This is a genomic window from Parapedobacter koreensis (genome assembly GCF_900109365.1).
GTDB lineage: Bacteria > Bacteroidota > Bacteroidia > Sphingobacteriales > Sphingobacteriaceae > Parapedobacter > Parapedobacter koreensis.
Map to the genome: position 1 here is coordinate 89,587 of NZ_FNZR01000002.1, position 22,551 is coordinate 112,137.

Annotated in this window: 27 protein-coding genes; 15 read left to right on the top strand and 12 right to left on the bottom strand. The window is 48.0% G+C overall.

Annotation, left to right across the window (positions count from 1 at the left end; all coding sequences use genetic code 11):
- Nucleotides 1-47: 47 nt before the first annotated feature.
- Complete coding sequence (locus BMW65_RS04440; protein WP_090603147.1) at nucleotides 48-527, bottom strand: Dps family protein; 480 nt, start codon at nucleotides 525-527, stop codon at nucleotides 48-50.
- Between the two features lie 59 nt (nucleotides 528-586).
- Nucleotides 587-1,933, bottom strand: coding sequence for an NfeD family protein (locus tag BMW65_RS04445; RefSeq protein WP_090604213.1), 1,347 nt, complete (start codon nucleotides 1,931-1,933; stop codon nucleotides 587-589).
- Between the two features lie 49 nt (nucleotides 1,934-1,982).
- On the opposite strand from BMW65_RS04445, the gene BMW65_RS04450 reads away from it, so the two are divergent.
- Genes BMW65_RS04450 through BMW65_RS04460 form a run of 3 tightly spaced genes read left to right on the top strand, consistent with a single transcriptional unit; the run spans nucleotide 1,983 to nucleotide 4,311 of the window.
- Nucleotides 1,983-2,735 carry a DUF4905 domain-containing protein gene (locus BMW65_RS04450; protein ID WP_177180998.1) on the top strand — a complete coding sequence of 251 codons (753 nt, stop codon included), beginning with the start codon at nucleotides 1,983-1,985 and terminating at the stop codon, nucleotides 2,733-2,735.
- An 18-nt stretch (nucleotides 2,736-2,753) separates the two neighbouring features.
- The gene (locus tag BMW65_RS04455; RefSeq protein ID WP_090603151.1) at nucleotides 2,754-3,686 is read left to right on the top strand and encodes a DPBB and LysM peptidoglycan-binding domain-containing protein; all 933 of its coding nucleotides are present in this window, start codon (nucleotides 2,754-2,756) and stop codon (nucleotides 3,684-3,686) included.
- Nucleotides 3,670-4,311: a uridine kinase family protein gene (locus BMW65_RS04460; RefSeq protein ID WP_090603152.1), complete on the top strand. Its 642-nt coding sequence runs from the start codon at nucleotides 3,670-3,672 to the stop codon at nucleotides 4,309-4,311. Before BMW65_RS04455 ends, BMW65_RS04460 begins: the two co-directional genes overlap by 17 nt.
- Here BMW65_RS04460 and BMW65_RS04465 read toward each other — a convergent pair.
- The 3 genes from BMW65_RS04465 to BMW65_RS04475 form a co-directional block, all read right to left on the bottom strand.
- The gene (locus BMW65_RS04465; RefSeq protein ID WP_090603154.1) at nucleotides 4,308-4,967 is read right to left on the bottom strand and encodes a 3-oxoacid CoA-transferase subunit B; all 660 of its coding nucleotides are present in this window, start codon (nucleotides 4,965-4,967) and stop codon (nucleotides 4,308-4,310) included. The genes BMW65_RS04460 and BMW65_RS04465 overlap by 4 nt on opposite strands.
- The gene (locus tag BMW65_RS04470) at nucleotides 4,957-5,694 is read right to left on the bottom strand and encodes a CoA transferase subunit A (RefSeq protein ID WP_090603155.1); all 738 of its coding nucleotides are present in this window, start codon (nucleotides 5,692-5,694) and stop codon (nucleotides 4,957-4,959) included. Before BMW65_RS04470 ends, BMW65_RS04465 begins: the two co-directional genes overlap by 11 nt.
- A gap of 321 nt (nucleotides 5,695-6,015) precedes the next feature.
- The gene (locus BMW65_RS04475) at nucleotides 6,016-7,254 is read right to left on the bottom strand and encodes an MFS transporter (protein ID WP_090604215.1); all 1,239 of its coding nucleotides are present in this window, start codon (nucleotides 7,252-7,254) and stop codon (nucleotides 6,016-6,018) included.
- Between the two features lie 187 nt (nucleotides 7,255-7,441).
- Here BMW65_RS04475 and BMW65_RS04480 point away from each other — a divergent pair, with 187 nt between their 5' ends.
- A complete protein-coding gene (locus BMW65_RS04480; protein ID WP_143053801.1) occupies nucleotides 7,442-7,858 on the top strand; it encodes a TerB family tellurite resistance protein in 417 nt (138 codons plus the stop codon).
- Nucleotides 7,859-7,870: 12 nt separating this feature from the next.
- Here BMW65_RS04480 and BMW65_RS04485 read toward each other — a convergent pair whose 3' ends face one another.
- From BMW65_RS04485 to BMW65_RS04495, 4 genes are all read right to left on the bottom strand, one after another.
- On the bottom strand, nucleotides 7,871-8,716 hold the full coding sequence (locus BMW65_RS04485) for a universal stress protein (protein WP_090603158.1): 846 nt from the start codon (nucleotides 8,714-8,716) through the stop codon (nucleotides 7,871-7,873).
- A gap of 94 nt (nucleotides 8,717-8,810) precedes the next feature.
- Complete coding sequence (locus tag BMW65_RS04490; RefSeq protein WP_090603159.1) at nucleotides 8,811-9,647, bottom strand: universal stress protein; 837 nt, start codon at nucleotides 9,645-9,647, stop codon at nucleotides 8,811-8,813.
- 3 nt (nucleotides 9,648-9,650) lie between these two features.
- Nucleotides 9,651-9,785 (bottom strand): YtxH domain-containing protein, encoded by a 135-nt coding sequence (locus BMW65_RS23825; RefSeq protein ID WP_143053802.1) that lies wholly within the window; start codon nucleotides 9,783-9,785, stop codon nucleotides 9,651-9,653.
- 182 nt (nucleotides 9,786-9,967) lie between these two features.
- Nucleotides 9,968-10,606 (bottom strand): BON domain-containing protein, encoded by a 639-nt coding sequence (locus BMW65_RS04495; RefSeq protein WP_262497307.1) that lies wholly within the window; start codon nucleotides 10,604-10,606, stop codon nucleotides 9,968-9,970.
- A 342-nt stretch (nucleotides 10,607-10,948) separates the two neighbouring features.
- On the opposite strand from BMW65_RS04495, the gene BMW65_RS04500 reads away from it, so the two are divergent.
- The 4 genes from BMW65_RS04500 (at nucleotide 10,949) to BMW65_RS04515 (ending at nucleotide 13,154) form a co-directional block, all read left to right on the top strand.
- On the top strand, nucleotides 10,949-11,572 hold the full coding sequence (locus BMW65_RS04500; RefSeq protein ID WP_090603162.1) for an AlbA family DNA-binding domain-containing protein: 624 nt from the start codon (nucleotides 10,949-10,951) through the stop codon (nucleotides 11,570-11,572).
- A gap of 65 nt (nucleotides 11,573-11,637) precedes the next feature.
- On the top strand, nucleotides 11,638-12,081 hold the full coding sequence (locus BMW65_RS04505) for a transposase (protein WP_143053803.1): 444 nt from the start codon (nucleotides 11,638-11,640) through the stop codon (nucleotides 12,079-12,081).
- Nucleotides 12,082-12,090: 9 nt separating this feature from the next.
- Complete coding sequence (locus BMW65_RS04510; RefSeq protein WP_218145346.1) at nucleotides 12,091-12,729, top strand: SCO family protein; 639 nt, start codon at nucleotides 12,091-12,093, stop codon at nucleotides 12,727-12,729.
- On the top strand, nucleotides 12,726-13,154 hold the full coding sequence (locus BMW65_RS04515) for a c-type cytochrome (protein ID WP_090603165.1): 429 nt from the start codon (nucleotides 12,726-12,728) through the stop codon (nucleotides 13,152-13,154). The genes BMW65_RS04510 and BMW65_RS04515 overlap by 4 nt, the downstream gene beginning before the upstream one ends.
- Before the next feature lie 9 nt (nucleotides 13,155-13,163).
- Here BMW65_RS04515 and BMW65_RS04520 read toward each other — a convergent pair whose 3' ends face one another.
- Nucleotides 13,164-13,547, bottom strand: a complete 384-nt coding sequence (locus BMW65_RS04520) for a DUF3037 domain-containing protein (protein ID WP_090603167.1) — start codon at nucleotides 13,545-13,547, stop codon at nucleotides 13,164-13,166.
- Nucleotides 13,525-14,319 (bottom strand): HipA family kinase, encoded by a 795-nt coding sequence (locus BMW65_RS04525; protein ID WP_177180999.1) that lies wholly within the window; start codon nucleotides 14,317-14,319, stop codon nucleotides 13,525-13,527. The genes BMW65_RS04520 and BMW65_RS04525 overlap by 23 nt, the downstream gene beginning before the upstream one ends.
- A gap of 102 nt (nucleotides 14,320-14,421) precedes the next feature.
- Here BMW65_RS04525 and BMW65_RS04530 point away from each other — a divergent pair, with 102 nt between their 5' ends.
- The 7 genes from BMW65_RS04530 (at nucleotide 14,422) to gldG (ending at nucleotide 21,622) form a co-directional block, all read left to right on the top strand.
- Nucleotides 14,422-14,970: a DUF1599 domain-containing protein gene (locus tag BMW65_RS04530; RefSeq protein WP_090603168.1), complete on the top strand. Its 549-nt coding sequence runs from the start codon at nucleotides 14,422-14,424 to the stop codon at nucleotides 14,968-14,970.
- Nucleotides 14,971-14,982: 12 nt separating this feature from the next.
- Nucleotides 14,983-16,167, top strand: a complete 1,185-nt coding sequence (locus BMW65_RS04535) for a BT_3928 family protein (RefSeq protein ID WP_090603170.1) — start codon at nucleotides 14,983-14,985, stop codon at nucleotides 16,165-16,167.
- Nucleotides 16,168-16,197: 30 nt separating this feature from the next.
- The gene (locus tag BMW65_RS04540; protein ID WP_090604221.1) at nucleotides 16,198-16,710 is read left to right on the top strand and encodes a shikimate kinase; all 513 of its coding nucleotides are present in this window, start codon (nucleotides 16,198-16,200) and stop codon (nucleotides 16,708-16,710) included.
- Between the two features lie 59 nt (nucleotides 16,711-16,769).
- Nucleotides 16,770-17,714: a glycerophosphodiester phosphodiesterase family protein gene (locus BMW65_RS04545; protein ID WP_090603171.1), complete on the top strand. Its 945-nt coding sequence runs from the start codon at nucleotides 16,770-16,772 to the stop codon at nucleotides 17,712-17,714.
- A 7-nt stretch (nucleotides 17,715-17,721) separates the two neighbouring features.
- Nucleotides 17,722-18,435 carry an ATP-binding cassette domain-containing protein gene (locus BMW65_RS04550; protein WP_090603173.1) on the top strand — a complete coding sequence of 238 codons (714 nt, stop codon included), beginning with the start codon at nucleotides 17,722-17,724 and terminating at the stop codon, nucleotides 18,433-18,435.
- 91 nt (nucleotides 18,436-18,526) lie between these two features.
- Nucleotides 18,527-19,102 carry a hypothetical protein gene (locus BMW65_RS04555; protein ID WP_090604222.1) on the top strand — a complete coding sequence of 192 codons (576 nt, stop codon included), beginning with the start codon at nucleotides 18,527-18,529 and terminating at the stop codon, nucleotides 19,100-19,102.
- Between the two features lie 105 nt (nucleotides 19,103-19,207).
- Nucleotides 19,208-21,622 carry a gliding motility-associated ABC transporter substrate-binding protein GldG gene (gene gldG, locus BMW65_RS04560; protein ID WP_090604224.1) on the top strand — a complete coding sequence of 805 codons (2,415 nt, stop codon included), beginning with the start codon at nucleotides 19,208-19,210 and terminating at the stop codon, nucleotides 21,620-21,622.
- On the opposite strand, the gene BMW65_RS04565 is transcribed toward gldG, so the two are convergent.
- Nucleotides 21,614-22,516: a sugar phosphate isomerase/epimerase family protein gene (locus BMW65_RS04565; protein WP_090603175.1), complete on the bottom strand. Its 903-nt coding sequence runs from the start codon at nucleotides 22,514-22,516 to the stop codon at nucleotides 21,614-21,616. The two genes, gldG and BMW65_RS04565, sit on opposite strands and share 9 nt — an antisense overlap.
- Between the last annotated feature and the right edge of the window lie 35 nt (nucleotides 22,517-22,551).

The window sequence follows — 22,551 nt, forward strand, 5'->3', positions numbered from 1 at the left end:
TGTCTGGATTTCATTTCCAAACAGGCCTTTCTTACCCTTACCTTACATCAAGCCTTATTCACGAAAGCTGTGAGCATCCAATTTTGTTTCTCATTGAATTGCATAAAGGCATTGACCATATCATTCGTGCCTTCATCTTCCGCTTCAGAGGTAATTTCAAGCAAATCGCGCTGCATGGCGATAAGCGCCTCCAAATCGCCAATAATGGCCTTCACCATATCGACATCTTTCATGCCTATTGTATCCACTTCCTTGATCTCCGCATTGCTTACGTAGTCCTTGAACGTGCTGAACGGCGATTTGCCCAACGTGAGGATACGCTCAGCCAATTCGTCAATAGTCGTCAAAGCATTCGTATATAGTTCTTCAAATTTAGCATGCAGGGTAAAAAAATGGCTACCACGGACATTCCAATGGCATCCCCGCAACTTCTGGTAATGAATATGGTAATTGGCCAACAGATCATTCAAATGATCAACGACGGGTCTCAGTTTCTTCTCTTCTAAACTAATTGCTTTTGGGTTCATGATGTTAAAAATTTATACGTCTCTAAAACAGCGAAAGCTACAAAAAGTTTACGAGGGCATCATAACGCACGCTTCTTTCTGACAAAAAGATTATAGTTTTCATGCTTCTCTACATAGACCTCTTCACCAATGTCAATAAAACCATCCAGTGCCACAGCATCGTACCATTTGCCATCTATCTCCACTTTGCCGGATGGGCGGAGTACGGTCTTGGCTTTCCCTTCCTTATTGACCAATGCTGTATTCGTTCGCGATGATGTGTAGCCCTCCTGCGAACGTTGTTCGTCCTGCAACACCAACCGCTGGAAGGCCCTGGTTTTCAACAAACTCTTACCAAAAATAACCATTGCCACAGTAGCTATCACCATAGAAGCGATGACCAACAAAAACGAATTGAACAACATACCCGGTTCGCTGATTGAAAAATTAAAATAATCATTAGCGACCATGCTGAACGCTAATCCACATACCAAACAGATAATGCCTAATATCCCCGCCACCCCGAAGCCGGGGATGACAAACAATTCCAGCAATATCAACACCACCCCCCCAATGAACAAAGCGATTTCCCAGTTGTCGGCCAGTCCCTGAATATATAACGGCGCAAAGAAAAGTACCGCAGCGATAACAGCAACCACCAATGCAAACCCAACACCTGGTGTTTGCATTTCAAAGTAAATCCCCCCGATGATAAGCAGCATCAATATGCCACTGACTGCCGGATTGATGAGAAAAGCGATAATCCGGTCAGTAGCTGTGACCTGATGTACGGTGATCTGCGGCGCGTTTATTCCTTCGGCAGCCAGTACAGCATCCACCGATGCCACTTCGGCTTCCGCCAATCCGATATTTACCGCTTCGGATGATGTCAGTGTAAGCACTTTGCCTGCAGGTTTGACATTGGGCACATCCACGTCGGGATCCACAAACGCTTCAGCTACTTTTGGATCACGCCCCGTGGCTTCGGCTGTTGCCCGCATCAGGCCCCGCATATAAGATTGGTGCTTCTCGGGCAATACCTGTCCCGATTGGTCAACCACGCTGGCTGCTCCGATGCTTGAGCCCTTGCTCATATATATGCGATCAGTGGCTAATGCGATCAACGCTCCGGCAGATGCGGCATTGTGGTTGATGAAAACCGCTGTTTCAAGGGGTGAATCCAATATCCGCACACGGATCGAGTCAGCAAAGTTGACCATGCCGCCGAAGGTATTCATCTCTATCAGCACCATGTCCGCCTTGGCTGCTTCGGCTTTTGTAAATGCATTCTTGACTGTCCGCCAAGCGTTAGGCCCTATATCCTCCTTTAAGTCAAACTGATAGACCTGCTGTGCATGCACAGCAAAAGCAACACCTATCAACCATGCGATGAGTGATGTCAAACCGAATAATTTCTTTATCGGCATTTTTTTGCACATATCATTTAAAACCTCATAATTTTGAATGGTCGTAATCATGGATAAATATACATTAAAAACTGCATTCCGAAAAAGTTTTTTGGGCCTCATCTGGCGCATCGAAGTCGATGCAGCCAACAGCATATTCGCCGTGGAGTCGCGCAACCAGGATAACGGTAATCCTGCATTTTCCGCCCTTGACTACACGACAGGCCAATCCCTGCTACACGAAATGCCTTACGGCGATCGGCATTGGACCTTGGCCGGAATTACCGACGGCAAGCTGATCTTGCGGGCTTTTGCCCCGGATAGTCCGGATAGTCCCGGCATTGCGTGCGTGGATGCATTTACAGGCAAGCTACGGTGGGAGCAGTTCAATTATACGCTGGTAAACATCGGCAACCGGCAACTTACCGTCCGGCATCGCAACTTCGCCGGCGGCTATGAGCAATACCTCGACCTGGCCAATGGAAATTTAACACAATTTAACATTTCCGCCAATAAACCTATCGGCCCCGATATCGTCATACCCCAAACATACACGGGTGAAATTCCTATGTTGTTAGATTACGCTGCCTATGGCGACATTTTTTATTGCCAAACCGGGGCAAAGCACGTTTGGGCGTTCCACGAAAAAGATCGCCAGACATTCCGTGTCAGATTAGTTGTATCCAATGGGTTAACTATTTTGGCTGATACGATAATTTTAACAAATTTAGCTAAGATGATACCGGAATTATTCTTTATGATCGACCAGTTGCTTTTCATAATTGGCGATAATAAACAAGAAATTGTTTCGTATTTAGTATAATTGCAACGAATTTTTAATATGGACATTACATATCAGGCAACCTATCTATATCGTGCATCATTTTTTGTGGTTGTATTCTTGGGCTGCTGCAGCTTCTCACTAAAGGCCGCGTCGGAAAAGACGGATTCCATACGTGTCACACATGAAAATGGCAAAAAAATCATTATCCATCAATTGGAAGCCAAGGAAACATACTATGGATTGAGCAGGCAATATGGTATACCGGTTAAGCAAATTATTGCAGCAAATGGCAATAAACCACTGAAAGTCGGTGACACGCTGCGTATTCCTACCGACATGCCCAGTAGTGTAACTACCGATAATGTGGCAGCGACCAGCAGTAAAGAAATCGCTGCTGAAGCTACCACTCAGCCAACACCCCCGCCGGTATTGTCACAAGACGAGTATACCGCCTATAAGGTCGGCAATGGTGAAACACTCTTCACCATTTCCAAACGGTTTATTATTTCTATTGAAAGCATCAAACGGGCAAATGGGCTCACCAATGACACGGTGAAAGCAGGCACAGTCCTTAAAATACCGAATAAGGAACTTCCTCCTCCGGCCCCCACAGTAAGCCAACTTATTGCCGTCGGGGATTCTTCGGCTACGGCAGCCTCAGCTGACCAAATGGTCATACCCGAAAACAGATACGGCATCCGCGAGATGACCGAAAAGGGAATCGGTGTATGGATAGAAGATCTCAACCAAGGGGCAGGCAGCATGTTGGCGTTGCACAAAACCGCACCCATAGGTACCGTGGTCAAAATCACCAATCCGATGACGAATCGCACGGCACTAATCAAGGTAGTAGGCAAATTTGCAGAAACCGCAGAGACGAAAGACGCCATTATTGTTGTTTCAAAATCAGCAGCATCGCTCATCGGCGTATTAGACAGACGCTTCCAAGTGGAACTTTCCTACGGTACCCCGAATGACACCAACAACTAACGCGCCTTATGTCATCGGCATCGCGGGGAGCAGCGGATCGGGTAAAACATTCTTCCTGAATTGTTTCCTCAATCATTTTGCTCCGCATGAAATAGCGCTTATCTCACAAGACGACTATTACATCCCTGCCCATACCAAGACGCAGGAGGAAAACAAGCTGTACAACTTTGATCTGCCCACAGCGATTGACAGGCCAGCATTTTCCAAAAACATTGCCGCCTTATTCAGCGGCCAGACCATTTACCGGGAAGAGTATACATTCAATAACCAAGCACTGAAACCAAAGCTGCTAGAGACCAAGCCCGCGCCCGTTTTGATCATTGAAGGGTTGTTTATTTTTTATTATGAGGAAGTGAATGCCCTGCTCAATCACCGTATTTTCCTGCATGCCGAAGAAGACATTGCTTTGCAAAGGCGCTTGAGACGGGATCTGATAGAACGCGGCTATAATGAAGAAGACGTGCGATATAAATGGGTAAACCATGTGATGCCTGCCTACCGGCAATACCTCTTGCCTTTCCGGGATCAATGTGATCGCATTATTATTAATAATACGGATGATCCGGCCCCCATTGTCGCTATCACGGATGAGATTTCTGCCGAATTGCGCACTAAAGCCCTTTAAAGCCGCATTTCAGGGATATCTCCCGATGCAATGAACCTGCCAGCTGTTGCTTTCCGTATTTCCTCAACGCTCACTCCGGGCGCACGCTCCAGCAACCGGAAACCACCATTTTCACTATCCACTTCAAACACCGCCATTTCGGTCACCACTTTCCGGATGCACCGTACACCGGTAAGCGGCAGCGTACATCGGGGCAGCAGCTTGCTCTCCCCTGCTTTATTGACCTGCTGCATGGCCACGACGATATTTTTGGCCGAAGCGACCAGATCCATGGCTCCACCCATGCCCTTGACCAGCTTTCCCGGTATTTTCCAATTAGCAATATCGCCATATTCCGATACTTCCATCGCCCCTAAAATGGTCAGGTCTACCTTCTGCGCCCTGATCATCCCAAAACTCATCGCCGAGTCGAATACTGCCGCACCCGGCGCCATTGTGATGGTCTGCTTGCCTGCATTGATAAGATCGGCATCTTCCTCCCCTTCGTAAGGGAATGGTCCCATGCCCAGCAGGCCATTTTCGGACTGGAGCACCACCTGGATACCATCAGGTATAAAATTGGCTACCAGCGTAGGGATACCTATACCTAAATTCACATAATACCCATCTTTAATTTCCTGGGCAATGCGTTTAGCTATTCCATTTTTATCCAGCATAATCCACAGCTTTAGCCAAGTTTATCCCTTCACGCTTTCTTATCGTACGTTGCTCGATGCGCTTTTCGTAGCCTTGCCCTTGGAAAATGCGGTGTACATAAATACCGGGTGTATGGATATGATCCGGATCCAGCTCCCCCACGACTACCAATTCTTCTACCTCCGCTATGGTCATCTTACCCGCCATAGCCATGACTGGATTGAAATTGCGTGCCGTCTTCCGATAGATGAGGTTGCCAGCAGTATCGCCTTTCCACGCTTTCACAATAGCAAAATCAGCCTCAAAAGCCATTTCCATCACATAGTCCCTGCCCCCGAAATTGCGTACCTCCTTCCCGTCCGCCACTTCCGTGCCCACACCAGCAGGTGTGAAAATAGCAGGCATGCCGTAGCCTGCGGCAAGGCACCGCGTAGCCAATGTACCCTGCGGAATCAGTTCCACCTCCAGCTCACCGCTGAGCAGCTGGCGTTCAAACTCGGCATTTTCACCTACATAGGAGGCTATCATTTTCTTGACTTGGTGTTTCTGAAGCATTAGCCCAATGCCGAAATCATCCACCCCTGCATTGTTTGAAATGCAGGTAAGCCCGGAAATCCCTTGCCTGACAATTTCCTTGATGCAGTTTTCAGGTATACCGCACAAACCAAAGCCACCCAACATCAGAGTCATACCGTCGGTGATGCCCGCGATAGCCTCCTGAACGTCATTTACTACTTTATTAATCATAACCGTTTATACATTGGACATTCCCTTAGCCGGGAATGTCCACAAGTTACAAAAGATGCAGTAATCGTCCAAATGCAACCACGCTGCGCATTAAAAATTCCCGTGCTTCTAATTGGAATTTATCTAAATAAAGCGTTAACTTTGTGGCGTGATGTATGATGAGCGCCCATTTTTCGTATTGGCAACCACTGAATGTCCGCTGTCCTGTGCGACAGACCCACAGACTTTCAAAGGGATGAATCCTTATCTTGCCGGATGCGAGTTCAAAAAATGCTGCAAGAAATATAAACGCGGCAAACGATGCAAGAAATGCCCCAAAGGCTAATCTTCCACAAAATCCAAATCTTTACTGAAACTTTCCTTTAGCTGGCTGAGGGCAAACATCGCTATTGCCGTGAGCAGGAAAATCATGACATAGGCAGCTGTAATGATGCCAAAATGGCCTACAAAAAACTCAAATAACAACGTAGATGGTATCAGCGCTCCCCGTACGAAATTCGGCACCGTGGTTGTGACCGTAGCCCGGAGGTTGGTACCGAATTGTTCTGAAGCAATGGTGACAAACGTCGCCCAATAGCCTACCGCAGTGCCCATACAGAATGCTATCCAATGAAAGCGCGCTTCCGAAAGCCCTTCACTGCTCAAATACCAGATGGCCGTTCCAATCGTAGAAAGCTGAAAAAGGAAGACAACAAGCCGCCTTGACTTGGTCAGCTGCGCAAACAGCCCCGCAAACACATCGCCTATTGCAATGCCGATATAACCAAAGAGAATACCCCGGCCCGCACTCAATGTAACGGGTGCGTCCAACGCCTTGCCGAATTCCGGGGCCTGCGTTATTAAAATACCCACCACAAACCATAAGGGTAATCCAATCAGCACACAATACAAATACCGTTTGAAGCGCTCGGCGTTGGTGAAGAGCATGCTCAGCTTGCCCCTTTCTATGGGCCGGGCGGTCACCTCTTTGAACATACCCGACTCGAATGTGCCCACGCGGAGAATAAGTAGCACCAACCCCATTCCTCCCCCAACAAAATATGCATTCCGCCAATCAAAAAGCGCCGAAACGTAATACGCGGCCACCGCCCCCAATACACCAACCGACGCCACGATCATCGTGCCATATCCGCGCTTGCCTTTACTCATGCTTTCGCTAACCAATGTAATACCCGCACCCAGCTCACCTGCCAAACCAATGCCCGCAACAAAGCGAATGACCGCATATGTATGGATATCCTGCACGAATCCATTGGCCATATTGGCAGCGGAATATAACAAGATGGAGCCAAACAGCACCTTGACGCGACCAAATTTATCTCCCAATATCCCCCAGAGTAAGCCACCGAGCAGCAGCCCGCCCATTTGCATATTGAGCACATATTCGCCATCCATGCGCATTTCCGCTTCTGGAATACCGATATCCCGGAAGCTTTGCACCCGCACGATAGAGAAAATTACGAGATCATAAATATCGACGAAGTAGCCGAGCGCAGCCACGATAACCAACATCCATACGTTTTTGGCATTGGATACCTTTAGGTTTTTATCCTTGGTCATTTGAAATAAAATTACCGCGCTAAAATAAAACTTAAATTGAAATCCAGCATATTTCTTCATCAAAATTCCGATGGCTCTTAGACTGTTGATTTTCAGGTATGATATCAATCACCTTATACAATAAGCGATGTCATGCGTACGTATTATTTATTACCAGATTTTCGTGTATATCAAAAATCATAACATCATGTACTCAAGAAGAAAATGGTTGGAATTTTACCGCAAACTTGGCTTCCTACTGTATAGTATAGCAGCCGTCGACAGGCATGTTGCCCCTGCGGAGCGCACCACGCTCAAAAAAGAGATTCAAACCAATTGGTTGGATTTGGAGGATACCGCAGATCCCTTTGGCAGCGATGCTGCTTTCCAGATGGAGGCCATCTTCGATTGGTTAGACGACGCCGATTATGCACCCGATAGCGCTTTTAACGAATTTGAAGCCTTTGTCAAGGAAAACCCAGATTTTATTGCCAGTTCCCTCAAGGAACGGATCTTGCTTTCTGCCAATCGAATCGCTTTTGCATTCCACGGCAACAACAAGAAAGAATTAACCTTACTTTACCAATTGGAGCAGCTGCTCAATGGCAGCAAGAAATCTGTATAATTGCGATAAACATTATGCGATGTCCATCGTATACGGATAGATCAATATCGGGAAGTCGGCCAAAAAGCTGAGTTTGCGAATGGTACTGCGATGAACCACCCTTTCGAGGATGTTGTAATGTTTAGTGAGCAGTACCAATAAGTCTTCGCTTTCCATGGCTTCCTGAAGCAATTGCGGTACATCATCGCCCACCATGCGTTTAAATTCAATGGGCCTTTTATTGCCCAATTCATCTTCCAGGACATCCCGGAAGCACCGGAATAGTTCATCACTGACCACGGTTCCCTTCTTGCTGATATGAAAGACGGTAAGCTGCGGTTTGTATGGTGCCGCCAGTGCCAATAAGTGTTTCACATTGCGGTGGTCTTCCGGGCAATAATCCGTGGCATACAAAATTCGCGAGAGCGGTTTGAATGCGGCATACTTCGGCACCAGCAGAAACGGCTTATTGGTTTTACGGATAGCCTGATAGGTATTGGTGCCCAGTAATTTGTCAAAAGCGTCTGCTGCACCGTGGGTTCCCATGACCACAAACTCGAAATCCCCAGCCGCTATCTCCTTTCCCAGCGCATCGGCAAGCGTGTGGGCATCTATTTTCACTTCATAGGTACAAGATACACCAAACCGCTGCTGCACATCCGCCGCAAACGATCTAAGCCGATCTTCCGCATTCCCTGCCTGGTCGTCAATATAAGGGAGAAACCCACCATCGACCGGAAAAGATCCCTGCCATGTGGGAATCTGCTCAATGTACAACAACGACACAGCCATATTCAGATCTTTTGCAAGATGGCAAGCATATTTCACGGCATTTTCCGCAACGTCCGAAAAATCAAAAGGACATAATATTCGTTTCATAACACCTCCTATTGGTTAATCAAATATCGCCTTAATGGGGCTGGCAAGGGATGACTAAAGCGAGGTAAAAGAATGATTGTCGTCATTAGCTACCCTATTTTCCAGCACCCTTCATGAAAAAAACGGGCACGACCGGTTTATGAGCGATCACCTTGACCAACTGTTTTGAAAACAGCCGGTCAAAGAACGGTTTGTCCACGGGCGTCATGACCAATGCGTTCAGACCTTCCCTGAACACCATGCGGTTGATCCCCACGGGAAGGTTACGGGAAATGGCCAGCTTGAAGTGCAATCGCGATCTGGATCCGCTGGTTATCTTTTCAAAGCGTTTCTCCCATTTCTGTAGTTTTTGGGTTTCCTCCTGTTTTCCCTTGCCGTAGAGGTGGAAGAGTATGATATCCACCGGCCGGTTGATCAATTCAGTGAAACTTTCCAGCGCGGTGATTTCCGAGACATGGTAATTAACGGCAAACCCCACCCGATCCATACGGAATGTCGAAACCCCGGCAGGTATGGCTGCCACCGGAACGGGCGATTTCTGGATGACGGCAAACGTGTTGCTTCCGAGCGTGGCATATTTCAGGCCGGTAGCCCCGTGGGTTCCCATGACTACCAGGTCTACCGCTTTCTCCCGCGCGGATTTCGCGACGGCATCGCCGACGGTGCCTTCCCGGTTTTCTCCGGAAATTGCAATGGATGGGAACTGTTCTTGCAGTTTTGTGATAAGACCAGCCATCTGCTCGTCAGCCGCATCCCTGATCTCCGCCCACGCAGCGCCAGTCATGGCCGGATAGGCCGATACGGCATAATAGGTGTCATATACGTGCAGCAAATGCAGTTTCCAATCATGTCCGACAGCCATGCCAGCCGCGTACAAGCAAGCATTGAAGGCATGTTGCGAAAAATCCGTGGGCACAAGCAGTGTTTTCATTTTTTATCCGTTTTGAGGTGTATAACTTCGTTCGAAACTTGTTCTTTTCCCTTTGTTTGGCGCAAATAAAATCCCGACAAGTGCCCCAGCGGCAAAAATACCGGCGATACCCATTAGTATTGTTTCTGATCGTTTCATGGCTACGCTATTTAATTAAACCGGTTACAATATCGTACCTCTTTTAAGCTTTTGTACTGACATTGGTCATGAAATGTTATGATTTTGCGCAAGAGTGGTGTCCTGTGCATTGATCATCCGATGCGGGTAAAAAGCCGTGCCAATTAAACTAGTACGGCTTTTTAATCGACTGATGGTTTTGCTCACAATGCAGTAACGGCAATATTGTCCTCCACTTCGGTGACACCTGGAGAGGACCATACGGCCTTTTCAACTTCCCGTCGTTCGTTCCATGTACTAGCTTTCCCATTCAAGATCACCTTGCCGCCTTCGGTGCGAACCCTGATGTTTTCAGCATTTACGCTGGCCCTACGATGGAGTGCCTGCCTGATTGTCTTTTCAATATCGATCTTTTCCAAGCGGGGTTTCAAGGCAATCAGGTTCGAAACGCCCTTTACGCCCGCAATGTCTCGTACCGCTTTGTAGGCGGTATTTTTCTGGAATTGCCAGTCTACAGTACCTTCAAGCGTCACCCAGCCTTCGTCGACCTTCACTTTCAGCTTCGATTCGGGTACAAGCGTATTCCACTTAAATGCATTCAAGATGGCCTCCGCAATAGCTGTATCGTCGCGCCTGCCAGCTTCGCTGAATTTGACCTCGATGTCTTCAGCGACCGCCAGCACGCCATTTACACGCTTGGCCGCTTTCTCCGCCGCATATTTCTTGGAATAGCTATCTACATACCCACTTAACGTAATGACTCCATCCTTCGCGGAAACACCGATTTCCGAAGCAGCAACCATTGGATCCCAGTTCAGTTCGTCCATGACATCGCGTTGCAATTGTTCATTGGTTTTTATTGTATTTACATTTAATAATTAAAAAATACTTACTGGCTAAGTTAAGCCATGTCCGGTTGGAAGGCCGATGATAATCGTCATATCAAATGGCGATTTTTCTTATCCAGCAGGAAGGTCTGAGCGGCCACTGCCACCACGGTTATCTGCACCAATTTTTTCATCTTTCAAAATTTGTGGCTACCTTAGTAGTCGTATGCGACTATCGGAAAATGCCAATCCCTTCTATGCATTGATGTCTGACCCGCTCTTCCAGTGTCAAGGATTCAAAAGACGTACGATACCATACAGCAAAATAAATGGTAAACTGTTAACCAGTATACGAGCGTGACCATCAAGACATTGATACAGCAGGGAGAGGGCGAACAGCTCGATTTTAAGAATAAAATCAGCAGTTGTGAGAAAATTGCCAAGACATTGGTTGCTTTTGCTAATAACAAAGGTGGCAAGCTATTGGTGGGTGTCGATGACAACGGCTATATCAAAGGCGTAAAAAATGAGGATGAAGAAAAATACATGCTTCAACGGGCTGGCCACTTGTATTGCCGCCCGGCCATTGACCTCCATTTCGATGAAATCTATGTGGATGACAAAGTAGTACTGCTGGCCCAAGTGGCCGAAAGTGATACTAAACCGCATTATGCGCTTAATGAAGACCAGCGGTGGTGGGTGTACGTAAGGGTAAAGGATAAGAGCGTCTTAGCGGGCAAAGTGGTTGTGGATGTATTGCGCCGAAGCAATGAGCCCAATGGGGTGTTCATTAATTATACGGACAAAGAAAAAGAACTGTTGGAATATGTCCATACGCATACCAAATCGCAGCTGCCCGAACTGTGCAAGCACCTCCAGCTTTCCAAGCGGAAAACACAACGTATCCTTGTAAATCTGATCGTCGCGGGTGTCATTGATGTGCATAGTGGAGACCGTGAGGAGTATTATACGGAAAAGTAGGGTTAGTTACCCGAGTAACCTGCAGTTTTCCCTATCTTTGCCAATTGACCAAATAGATGGATATCATGAAGAAGATAGTATTACAGCTTGGTGTGGCAGCACTGTCAATGCTGGCATGTAATGGCGGCGACAAAGAAGCCAATGAAATTGAACAATTGCGCAACGAAGCCATCACCGTACACGATGAAATCATGCCCCAAATCAGTGCTTTTGACCGCAACACGGTAAAAATTGATTCCCTGCTGGCGAGTCTACCGCAGCTTCAGGCTGCCTATCCCGACTTAGACACCACACAAACACGCACGGAGTTGGCTGCCTTGAAAGGCCGCCTCGAACAGGCCACCGACTCCATGATGGCGTGGATGACGAATTTCGATGTAGACCCCCAGGATAAATCCAACACCGAAATCAAGTCGTACTATGAGAAGGAAGTGGAAAAAGTAAAAGGCTTACAACAGCTGTTTGACGAAGTAGCGAAGGAAAGTACCGACAAATTAGCCCAATTCTAATTCGGCCCCATGCGTATCTTTTTCTTTTTAATCAGCGGTTGCCTGGTCAGCATCATGGCCGGTTGCAATCCGGAAACCCGGACGCTCCCCATATTGGGTGCGCGCGAGCCCGTAACCAAGGTAGTTGACGGCAAAACCATCACCGACACGGTGTACCACAGTATTCCCGAATTTCAGCTGCTCAATCAGGATAGTATCCTCATTACCAATCACACGTTTGACAATGGGGTATACATTGCCAACTTCTTCTTTACACATTGCCCCAGTATCTGCCCGATTATGCAACGTAATCTCCTGAAGGTATACGAACAATATAAGGGCGACGAGCGGGTACGGTTTCTCTCCCACAGCATCGATTTTCGTTATGACTCACCGTCGGTATTGAAACGATATGCGGAAAAATTGGGCGTCACCAATGACCAATGGCAGTTTGTGACGGGCAGCAAGGCCGAAATCTATGGTCTTGCAGACAGTTATATGGTTTATACGAAAGAAGACAGCGGCGTCCCCGGTGGCTACGACCATTCCGGATATTTCTTGTTGGTCGATGAAGACAAGCATATCCGGGGCGTGTATGACGGCACAAACGATGACCAGGTACAGCTCTTGTTTGATGAGCTGGCCATGCTTTTGAAGGAGTATGAATGACGCGGAATAGCTATTTGTATGCTGGTGCAGCGCTGGCAGCGATATACCTGTCCGTTCATGCCTGCCAAAGTGAGCAGGCCATCCGTACCGCGCAATATGCCGTAAATGGCCAGAAGTTATACGCAGCGCAATGTCAGAACTGCCATGGTGCCAAGGGCGAAGGCCTGGGAAAATTGTATCCACCGCTAACGGACAGCTTATTCCTGCTGGGGCACCGTGACCAACTGGCCTGTATCGTAAAAAATGGGCTTTCGGATACCATCAGCATCCATGGCCAGTTCTTTGATGCTGAAATGCCGCCCAATCCCCGGCTCGCCCCGATAGAAATTGCTTATGTGCTCACGTATGTGGGCAATTCGTTTGGCAATGAAATGGGAATCTTCACGCTTGAGGAGATCGAACAAGCACTGAAAGCGTGTAAATAACCCAATAGGCTACAACACGAGTTCCTGATACAGCCGTTCGAGCGTATCCTTTGCATCCACACACAATCCCGGATGTACAGGCGATGTCTGGATGATCGTGCTCCGTTTGGCCGTAAGCCAGCGAAAACGCTCAGCGGCTGGCAACGTGGCAATCAACCCTCCGGCTTGCCCTCCCCGGCAGATCAGCTGGAAGGCTTGTAGATAATTGTCCAATTCTGCTGCATCAGCCGCAGGGCAAAAGGCATGCAACCTATCGGCATTCAGGGTATATCGCATATCCAAAAAACGTTGCCCACGGCAATACAATACCACACCGATATTGAGAAACTCCTCACGCTCCGCCCTGGGGACCCAGCGGATTACCGCATACTCAAATAATCCGTTTCCTTGCATCTTGCGCCTCTTTAACAAAAATCTCCGATGCTGCCACCCGGGCTCCTATGAATTGCCGATAAACCGCCCTGGCTTCTTCCGGCGATTGCACACCATGGTCTTCCAGCCATTCATCGGGTACCAACCGCACGATGTGCTGGATGAGCGTCGCCGTGAGCAGCGGCTTCAATTCGGCATCGGCTTCTTCCAATTGCGATGCCTGGCGAAGCAATACGTGGTCCTTTACTTGTATAAAAGGTTTGCTGGCCTGTTCTTTCCAATTGTCCCAGGTGTGGTGAAAATATAACGCCGCCCCGTGGTCAATGAGCCACAGCTCCTTATGCCACATCAACATGTTGGTGTTTTTAGCTGTACGGTCTACATTGGTCAGCAGGCAATCCAGCCATACGATGCGCGAAGCCAGCACCGGATCCAGTTTGGTCACCACCGGATCAAACGTGATTGCCCCGGACAAAAAATGTAGGGCGAGGTTGAGCCCCGTGCTAGCTTGCAGCAAATCCTGTATCTCTTCGTCCGGTTCTGTCCGGCCAAAAGCTTCATCAAGCTGGGCAAACACGATCTCCGGCACACGGAAACCCAATGCACGGGCGATTTCGCCGCCCAATAGTTCGGCAACCAGGGCTTTGCTTCCCTGACCAGCGCCCCGGAATTTGAGTGCATACAGAAAGCCGTCGTCGGCTTCTGCAATAGCCGGCAGCGAACCGCCTTCGCGCAGGGGCGTCACGTAACGCGTCACCTGCACAGTCCGTATTGTTGATGTATCCACGCCCAAATATCTATATAATTTTGATAATAAGCAGCCTGAATTTCCCAGACTCCCCCGTGTTGTTTCAGCTACCACGTCTCGCATCTTATCCTTATCTTTGCTCCTAACATGGATACATCAGCACAATACGATCACGTCATTGAACACTGCCAACAACTATTTATCAAAAAAACGGCCGACTACGGCACTGCTTGGCGCATCATGCGCCTGCCCTCCATCACCGACCAGCTTTACATCAAAGCCCAGCGTATACGCACATTGGAGGAGAAGAAAGTCACCAAAGTAGGCGATGGCATCGCGGACGAATACATCGGCATCGTCAACTATTGTGTGATTGCCATGATGCAATCGGAACTGGGGATGAGCGGCGAGGAGCACCTATCGCTGGATACTGTCGAAAAAAAATACTCCGACGCTGTAGCAGAAACCAAGGAGCTCATGTTTGCTAAAAACCATGATTATGGTGAGGCGTGGCGGGATATGCGATTGACATCGCTTACAGACCTGATACTGATGAAGATTTACCGGGTGAAACAAATTGAAGACAACCAAGGGCAAACCCTCGTATCCGAAGGGATAAAAGCCAACTACCAAGACATGCTTAACTATGCTGTCTTTGCACTGATTAAACTCGGATTTGCAAACCACAAACCCTAAAGCACACCCCAAATGCAGACATCCAATAACCACCGAACACGTACCAATTACTTATTGGGATTTTCCAGAATAGTCACCGGGCTGTTATTTATTTTTTCAGGACTCATCAAGGCCAACGATCCGACCGGGTTCGGATACAAGCTGGAAGAATATTTCCATGTCTTCGGCACTCATTTTCTTAACGACTATGCGGTAGCTATCGCCGTTGTGATCTGCGGCTTCGAAATCCTGCTCGGTGCCCTGCTATTGCTCGGCTTTTGGGGCCGCACGGTGGCCTGGGGACTACTACTGCTGATCCTGTTTTTTACGTTCCTTACGTTTTATTCCGCATTCTTTGAAGTGGTCACATCGTGTGGATGCTTCGGCGATGCCATACCGCTTACTCCGTGGCAGTCATTTAGCAAAGACCTTGTGCTCTTCGTGTTGATCCTCGTTGTCTTTGTCAACAGGAAGCAGCTTCGCCCCATCATCCCAGACGGATACACCCAATCAATCATCACGGTGGCATTGGTCGTTGTATCGTTGGGCATCGGAATCTATACAATAAATTTTTTACCATTCATTGATTTCCTGCCTTATAAAAAAGGCAATAATATTCCGGCCTTGATGACACTTCCTGAAGGCGAAGAAGGCGACCAATATGAAGTGATCTATACATTAAAGCACAAAATTTCGGGTGAACAAAAAACCGTGTCAGACAAGGTTTATCTTGCTGAAGAACTTTGGAAAGATGAAAATTGGGAAATTATCGGTGATCCCGAGAGCAGATTGGTCAAAAAGGGCTATCAAGTGCCTATACCCGATTTGCTGATTACGGATGCCAATGGCGAAGACTTTACCCAGCAGCTCGTTGAAAATCCTTACTACAACATCATCGTGGTAGCCTGGGATTTGAACGCAACGGATCTCGACGCGCTGCGCACCATCAATGCGTTGGTCATGAATGCAGCAGAGCACTATAATATCCGATCCATATTGCTTACCGCCAGCAGCACCCAAGATGCCGAGCGGATAAGCGATGAGCTTGATTTGCTCATGGAAATATTCTATGCCGACGCGGTACCGCTGAAGAGCATGGTAAGGGCAAACCCCGGTGTTTTACTCATGCAAAATGGTATCGTCATCGATAAATGGCACCACAACACCTTACCGGACTTCGAGGTCCTGGATAAGGCTTATTTCAGTAAAGCCTATTGACAACACTGGATGCCTGACGAAAATAACAACATGACGGATACAAAAGCGGTTTTTCTCATCGGTTTTATGGGAAGTGGCAAAACCACATGGGGTCGTAAACTGGCCAACAAGACCGGACGTGCATTCATCGATTTGGATGAAACCATCGTCAACGAGCTCGGCACTTCCATCGCCGATTATTTCGCGGCACATGGCGAGGCGTCTTTCAGGGAATTGGAAAGCCGTATCCTGAAGAGCCTGCCATTGGATCAGCCCACCATCATCGCTACCGGCGGTGGTGCTCCTTGCTATTTTGACAACATGACCTGGATGAACGAGGTCGGTCTGACCATCTACCTTTACCTGCCGCCCAAGGCACTGTGGGATAGGCTGATGCAGACAGACATTGCCTCGCGGCCGGCACTAAACGGGCTGTCCGGTGAGGAGCTATTGACGTATATCCAATCCAAACTGGCTGAAAGAGAATCCTATTACCTGCAGGCTGCACATGTCGCAAATCAGCTGTCTTTGCAACTGGAAGAATTGGTAAGGCTGGTAAGCTGATTTCACACGGGAATTATGTATCTTTATGCCGGTTTTACCGTGTTGTCAAATTCCTTTTTATGATCCGGCGTTCTACCTCGCTACTACTGGTTGCTGTTGTTTCGCTTTTTATTGCCTCCTGTCTTCCCTCCAACCTTGGCAGTGGGGATTTTCGCTATACCGCCAACAACATCAAACTCACCAATATCGATGATTTATACCGATTTCTTACGTACAATGAAAAACGCTACCCACTAATCAGTGCCCATCGGGGTGGCCCTGCTTCCAAATTCCCGGAGAATGCAATAGAAACCTTTGAAAATAGTTATCGCCACCAGCCGATCATTATTGAATGTGATGCCCGCCTGACCAAAGATTCGGTATTGGTACTCATGCATGATGAGACCCTTGATCGTACGACTTCCGGTACCGGAAACCTGCATGAACTCACTTTCGCCGAACTGCGAAAATTGCGATTGAAAGATACCGACGGCAAAGTAACCGCATACCAGATACCTACGCTTGATGAGGCACTTCAATGGGGTGCAGGCAAAGTCATCTTTACCATCGATGTCAAGCGTGACGTGCCCTATGCTTCCGTCATTGAAGCCATACGGCGCAACAAGGCCGAAGCGTATAGCATCGTCATCACTTATAATGCAGATCAGGCCGCTGCCGTACACCAGCTAGCGCCTGATTTAATGATCGCTGCTTCTATCCATTCATCCGCGGATTTGCTGAGGCTCAGTGACCGCAATATTCCAGACAACAGGCTTGTTGCTTTTGTAGGCACGAGCGAGGCCCCTAAAAATGTATATGACTTGCTCCACGGCCACGGCATCCTTTGTATTGTGGGCACCATGGGCAATTTGGATCAACGGGCCGCTACACGGGGTGATACGGTATATACGGGATTAATCGAACGTGGAGCTGATATCTTATCAACCGACAGGCCCCTTGAGGCTGGCAAGGCATTACACGGATACCGTAATACGCACAAATTATTATCACCCTTTGTCAATTAACAGGCCAATGTCCATTCACGTATCCAACCTCTATAAATCTTACAACACGCATCCCGCGCTAAAGGGCATTTCGTTTACGGCCAAGCCCGGCAGGATTTTGGGGTTTCTTGGGCCCAATGGCGCAGGAAAATCTACCACCATGAAAATCCTTTCCGGAAGCATCGCCCTTACCACGGGCACCGCATCGGTATATGGTATTGACATCCTGCAAAATGCCCTCGAAGCACGCCGCCACTTGGGTTACTTGCCGGAAAACAACCCGCTTTACCTGGACATGTATGTACAGGAAGCACTGGCTTTCGCGGCAGAAATGCATCACATTCCACATAAGCAGGCCCGGATCTCCGAAGTGATTGGAATGACCGGTCTCATTCCAGAACAGCACAAAAAAATCAGCCAGCTATCCAAAGGATACCGCCAGCGCGTAGGCTTGGCGCAAGCGATCCTCCATGATCCCGAAGTACTTATTCTTGATGAGCCTACATCCGGACTAGATCCCAACCAATTGCAAGGTATCCGTGCATTAATCAAACAGCTCGGCAAAGCGAAAACTGTACTGCTGTCTACCCATATCATGCAAGAAGTAGAAGCCATATGCGACGATGTCGTCATCATCCACCAAGGTCAAATCATTGCTGATTTTCCGCTCAGCGAACTGCCCATGCGATATACAGATGCAAACCTGGAAGCATTGTTTATCCGGCTGACAACCACTGGTTAGCGATATCTCTTTTTTTACTTTTAAACAATATAGCACGTTTTGTGTTTACTTAGGTAAACATTATAATTAATTGAACATTAAACGAAAAACCATGAAACGTGTACTCCTATTTTCAGCATTGTTTTTAGCAGGTGTCTTTGCAGCCTCTGCTCAAGACATCAATAAACCGCAAACTTCGGCCAATGTTGGGATGGCGCCTGTGCAGCAAGGTAACTGGATCGTTGGTGGAAGTTTAGGTAGTTTGGGTTATAGCTTTGAGGGTGAGAATTTTAATATTAGTTTAAATCCGCGAGCCGGCTATTTCATCTCTGATGGCATCGCTATTGGTTTGGGGTTGGTGGGTAGCCTGGCAACGGTGCCCGATGAAGATGACGTGTGGGGCTACGGCGTAGCTCCGTTTATCCGGTATTACTTTCCGGAGGGATCCAGCTCAACGGGCCGGTTCTTCGCACAGGGCGATGTCGGTATTTCAGGCAGCTCGCCGGGTTCGGGCGCTTCATTAGCATTAGGTGCTAATGTAGGCTATGCGCATTTCATCACCAGCAGTGTGGCGCTTGAGGTCACGGCAGGTTATAATTACAGCAAGGCCACAGTTTCGGGGTCAACCGGGCAAAGTGGCTTGGGTGTAGCATTGGGCTTCCAGGTTTATTTGCCTGGCCAACGCTAACAAGATCTGACAATATGATTGGGAAAGCACGGACAACCATTTGTTCGTGCTTTCTTGTTTTACAGTGTCTGTTTTCCTATTTTCGAGGCTTCAAAAACATCACCATTGCGGAGTATCTACAAAAAGGAAATTGCCACTTATTTCAATTCGCTGATCGGCTATTTGGCGATAGGGTTGTATTTATTGGCTACAGGCTTGTTGCTTTGGGTTTTTCCGGATACAAGCACACTTACCTTCGGTTACGCTTCGCTTGACGGGTTTTTCGGGATCAGTCCCTACCTCTTCATGTTTCTTATTCCTGCCATTACCATGAGAAGTATTGCGGGGGAAAAAGCCGACGGCACATGGGATCTCCTGACCACCCGCCCAATCCGCCTATGGAGCATTTTACTCGGCAAATACCTGGGAAGCCTTACCATTGTCGTATTGGCGTTGTTACCTACCCTTGTCTACGGCTACTCCATATACCAACTGGCCATGCCTATCGGCAATGTGGATATCGGCGCCATTATTGGGTCGTATATTGGCCTGTTATTCTTAGGTGCCATTTTTACAGCCATTGGCATTTTCTCATCCGCATTAAACAATAATGTTATTATCGCGTTTCTGACAGCCGTATGCTTTTGCTTTTTAATATACTATGCTTTTGATGCCCTGAGCAGCCTGGTTTTTTTTTCAGGCCATGCGAATATTTTATCGTTTTTTGGCATCCAATCCCATTATGAAGCCATCAGCCGCGGCGTCTTGGATAGCCGCGATCTGATTTATTTCCTGAGCGTCCCACTGCTCTTTTTATGGTTTACACGGGGGCTACTCGCTGCGGGTAGCCGATCCAGGCAGAAAGCATTACGGCAGGGCCTTTTGCTGATAGGGGGCTTGGCGTTGGCAAACTTCCTTGCCTCTTTTTATTTCAGCCGCGTAGATTTCACCGCCGATAAGCGCTTTACGCTTTCACCCCTGGCAAAGCAAACCGTAAATGCCCTTCATCAGGAAGCACACATCACCGTATTCCTTGATGGCAAATTGCCCGCAAGTTTTGTACGGTTGCAAACGGCCACCGCGGATTTGCTACGAGACTTGACTGCTTATTCCGCTGGCAAATTGACATTCCGTTTTATTAATCCCATGGATGGCAACATGGAGCAGCAGCAAAAAAATATGGAGGCACTCGCCGATAGAGGGATAACACCCACCAACCTCAACGTGCGAACGGAAACCGGATTTAGCCAACAATTGATATTCCCTGCCGCGTTGATTACCTATGGTGAAAACGAAATATCGGTACCCTTACTGCAAAGCCGTGCCGGAGCCTCCCCTGAGGAGGTGCTGAACAATTCCGTGCAAAACCTGGAATATGCTTTTGTATCTGCACTCCGTAAAGTCACCTCAGGCGGCAAACCTTTGATTGGATTTACTGAAGGCCATGGCGAACTGGACAACCTGCAGCTTCATGATGCCATCCAGAGCCTCATGGAAGGTTACGAAGTGGGTTTTGTGAATCTTGATAGCATTACAGTCCAAGGGCTCAGCCAGCTAAAGGTGCTTATTGTCGCTAAACCAACTCAGGGATTTACCGAAACGGAAAAATTCAAAATCAACCATTTCATTATGAACGGTGGCCGGGCACTGTGGGCCATTGACCAGTTGGATGCCGATCTGGACAGCCTGCGTGCCACTGGTGAGCAAACAGTGATAGCCCGATCCCTCAATTTGGATGACCTCTTATTCTCCTATGGCATACGATTCAACTATGATCTTATTGCCGATATGAATGCTGCACAGATCCCGGTGACCGTGGGTCAGGTAGGTAGCCAAGCCCAGGTTGAATTAGCTCCTTGGCTATTTTATCCCATCTTTGTACCGACAACCAGCCATCCCATGCTAAAAAATCTAAACGGTATACGTAGCGAATTTGCTGGCACATTGGATACGATTGCCGTGCAGGGCGTCCACAAAACGGTTATCTTGCAATCATCACCATTCTCACGGTTGGTCGATATCCCAGCAACGATCTCCTTGCAATTAGTAGAGGAAACACCCGACCCAGCTGAATTCAAAAACAAACCCTATCCGGTAGCCGCCCTGCTGGAAGGAGAATTCCCCTCGGTATTTGCCCATCGCCCGATCCCTGCCGGGATTGATCCGGCTATTGCTGTATCCGAAAGCGGGAAAAAAACAAAGATGGTGGCCATTGCTGATGGTGATGTATTCAAAGGACAGGTAAATCCTACTGATGGATCGCCTTACCCCCTGGGATGGGACAGGTATACCGAACAACAGTATGGTAATAAATCGTTCCTGCTGAATGCGATAGACTACCTTACTGACGATACGGGTATTATTACCTTGCGGGAAAAGGAAGTCAAGCTCCGCTTGCTCGATCCAATAAAAATCAAGGCGCAGTCTGCTGCTTGGCAATTATTTAATGTCGCCCTGCCTCCTGCGCTCTTGCTTTTGCTTGGTTTCCTCCAACACTATCTTCGGAAGCGGAAGTACAGCCGCCCCGACCGATTAACTTAACTCTTCGCCTACACGTTCCAATAGACGTTTGGTTGCCTTTATTCCTTCTTCTTCACTCAATTCTTTGCCTTCGTATTCAATACCGACATATCCCCGATAGCCTGCATCCTTTACGATCTGGAGCATTCTCCGGTAGTCAATCTTAGCTTCGTCCCCCTGCTCATTAAAGCCAAGTGTCTTCGCACTCACCCCCTTGGCAAAGCGCATCATCTCGGTCACACCCTGATAGCGATCGTACTCATAAAAATTTCCGAAATCAGGCAAACTTCCACAATTCGCCTTGCCGACACCTTGCAACACGGCACTCAACCAATCGCCATGGGAAGATACACCACCGTGGTTTTCCACAATGACGCTAATACCATGCGGGGCCGCAAATTCACTCAACCGGCCCAACCCGTCGATAGCAGCAGCTTGTACTTCCTCCGGCGTACCTTTCCCCGCTGCATTGACACGGATGGCGTGGCATCCCAAAAACTTAGCCGCTTCTACCCATTTGTAGTGGTTTTCCACAGCCTGTGACCGTTCTTTTTCGTCTAACGCTCCCAACGCCCCTTCACCATCTACCATAATCAAGATATTTTTGACACCCTGATCGGTTGCACGTTGCAATAGCTCGCCCAGGTATGCCTTATCCTTGGCCTTATCCTTGAAAAACTGATTGACATACTCCACGGCATGAATGCCAAACTTTTTTGCTGCTGTCTCCGGAAAATCAAGGTTGTCCAATTGCTTGGCAAAAAGTGTGCGGTGCAATGACCATTCGGCCAATGAAATGTCAAAAAACAACTTTTTGTTCCCGGTAAAATCCATGGGCAGCGCCATGGACGGCAGTACCGAAACGCTCAGCGCGCCGATACCCAAGTGTTTTAAAAATGCTCTTCTGTTAGTCATATTATTTAGCTAAAATTAGGTTCTGCAGCAAAAAT

Coding starts and splice junctions, on each gene's coding strand:
- BMW65_RS04490 (WP_090603159.1), bottom strand. CDS start 9,647: ATGAAAACACTGCTTGTGCCCACGGATTTTTCGCAACATGCCTTCAAT.
- BMW65_RS23825 (WP_143053802.1), bottom strand. CDS start 9,785: ATGAAACGATCAGAAACAATACTAATGGGTATCGCCGGTATTTTTGCC.
- BMW65_RS04520 (WP_090603167.1), bottom strand. CDS start 13,547: ATGCAAGGAAACGGATTATTTGAGTATGCGGTAATCCGCTGGGTCCCC.
- BMW65_RS04535 (WP_090603170.1), top strand. CDS start 14,983: ATGCAGACATCCAATAACCACCGAACACGTACCAATTACTTATTGGGA.
- BMW65_RS04480 (WP_143053801.1), top strand. CDS start 7,442: ATGTACTCAAGAAGAAAATGGTTGGAATTTTACCGCAAACTTGGCTTC.
- BMW65_RS04540 (WP_090604221.1), top strand. CDS start 16,198: ATGACGGATACAAAAGCGGTTTTTCTCATCGGTTTTATGGGAAGTGGC.
- BMW65_RS04545 (WP_090603171.1), top strand. CDS start 16,770: ATGATCCGGCGTTCTACCTCGCTACTACTGGTTGCTGTTGTTTCGCTT.
- BMW65_RS04455 (WP_090603151.1), top strand. CDS start 2,754: ATGGACATTACATATCAGGCAACCTATCTATATCGTGCATCATTTTTT.
- BMW65_RS04510 (WP_218145346.1), top strand. CDS start 12,091: ATGCGTATCTTTTTCTTTTTAATCAGCGGTTGCCTGGTCAGCATCATG.
- BMW65_RS04470 (WP_090603155.1), bottom strand. CDS start 5,694: ATGATTAATAAAGTAGTAAATGACGTTCAGGAGGCTATCGCGGGCATC.
- BMW65_RS04505 (WP_143053803.1), top strand. CDS start 11,638: ATGAAGAAGATAGTATTACAGCTTGGTGTGGCAGCACTGTCAATGCTG.
- BMW65_RS04460 (WP_090603152.1), top strand. CDS start 3,670: ATGACACCAACAACTAACGCGCCTTATGTCATCGGCATCGCGGGGAGC.
- BMW65_RS04565 (WP_090603175.1), bottom strand. CDS start 22,516: ATGACTAACAGAAGAGCATTTTTAAAACACTTGGGTATCGGCGCGCTG.
- BMW65_RS04485 (WP_090603158.1), bottom strand. CDS start 8,716: ATGAAACGAATATTATGTCCTTTTGATTTTTCGGACGTTGCGGAAAAT.
- BMW65_RS04550 (WP_090603173.1), top strand. CDS start 17,722: ATGTCCATTCACGTATCCAACCTCTATAAATCTTACAACACGCATCCC.
- BMW65_RS04555 (WP_090604222.1), top strand. CDS start 18,527: ATGAAACGTGTACTCCTATTTTCAGCATTGTTTTTAGCAGGTGTCTTT.
- BMW65_RS04475 (WP_090604215.1), bottom strand. CDS start 7,254: ATGACCAAGGATAAAAACCTAAAGGTATCCAATGCCAAAAACGTATGG.
- BMW65_RS04440 (WP_090603147.1), bottom strand. CDS start 527: ATGAACCCAAAAGCAATTAGTTTAGAAGAGAAGAAACTGAGACCCGTC.
- BMW65_RS04530 (WP_090603168.1), top strand. CDS start 14,422: ATGGATACATCAGCACAATACGATCACGTCATTGAACACTGCCAACAA.
- BMW65_RS04445 (WP_090604213.1), bottom strand. CDS start 1,933: ATGCCGATAAAGAAATTATTCGGTTTGACATCACTCATCGCATGGTTG.
- BMW65_RS04465 (WP_090603154.1), bottom strand. CDS start 4,967: ATGCTGGATAAAAATGGAATAGCTAAACGCATTGCCCAGGAAATTAAA.
- BMW65_RS04515 (WP_090603165.1), top strand. CDS start 12,726: ATGACGCGGAATAGCTATTTGTATGCTGGTGCAGCGCTGGCAGCGATA.
- BMW65_RS04450 (WP_177180998.1), top strand. CDS start 1,983: ATGGATAAATATACATTAAAAACTGCATTCCGAAAAAGTTTTTTGGGC.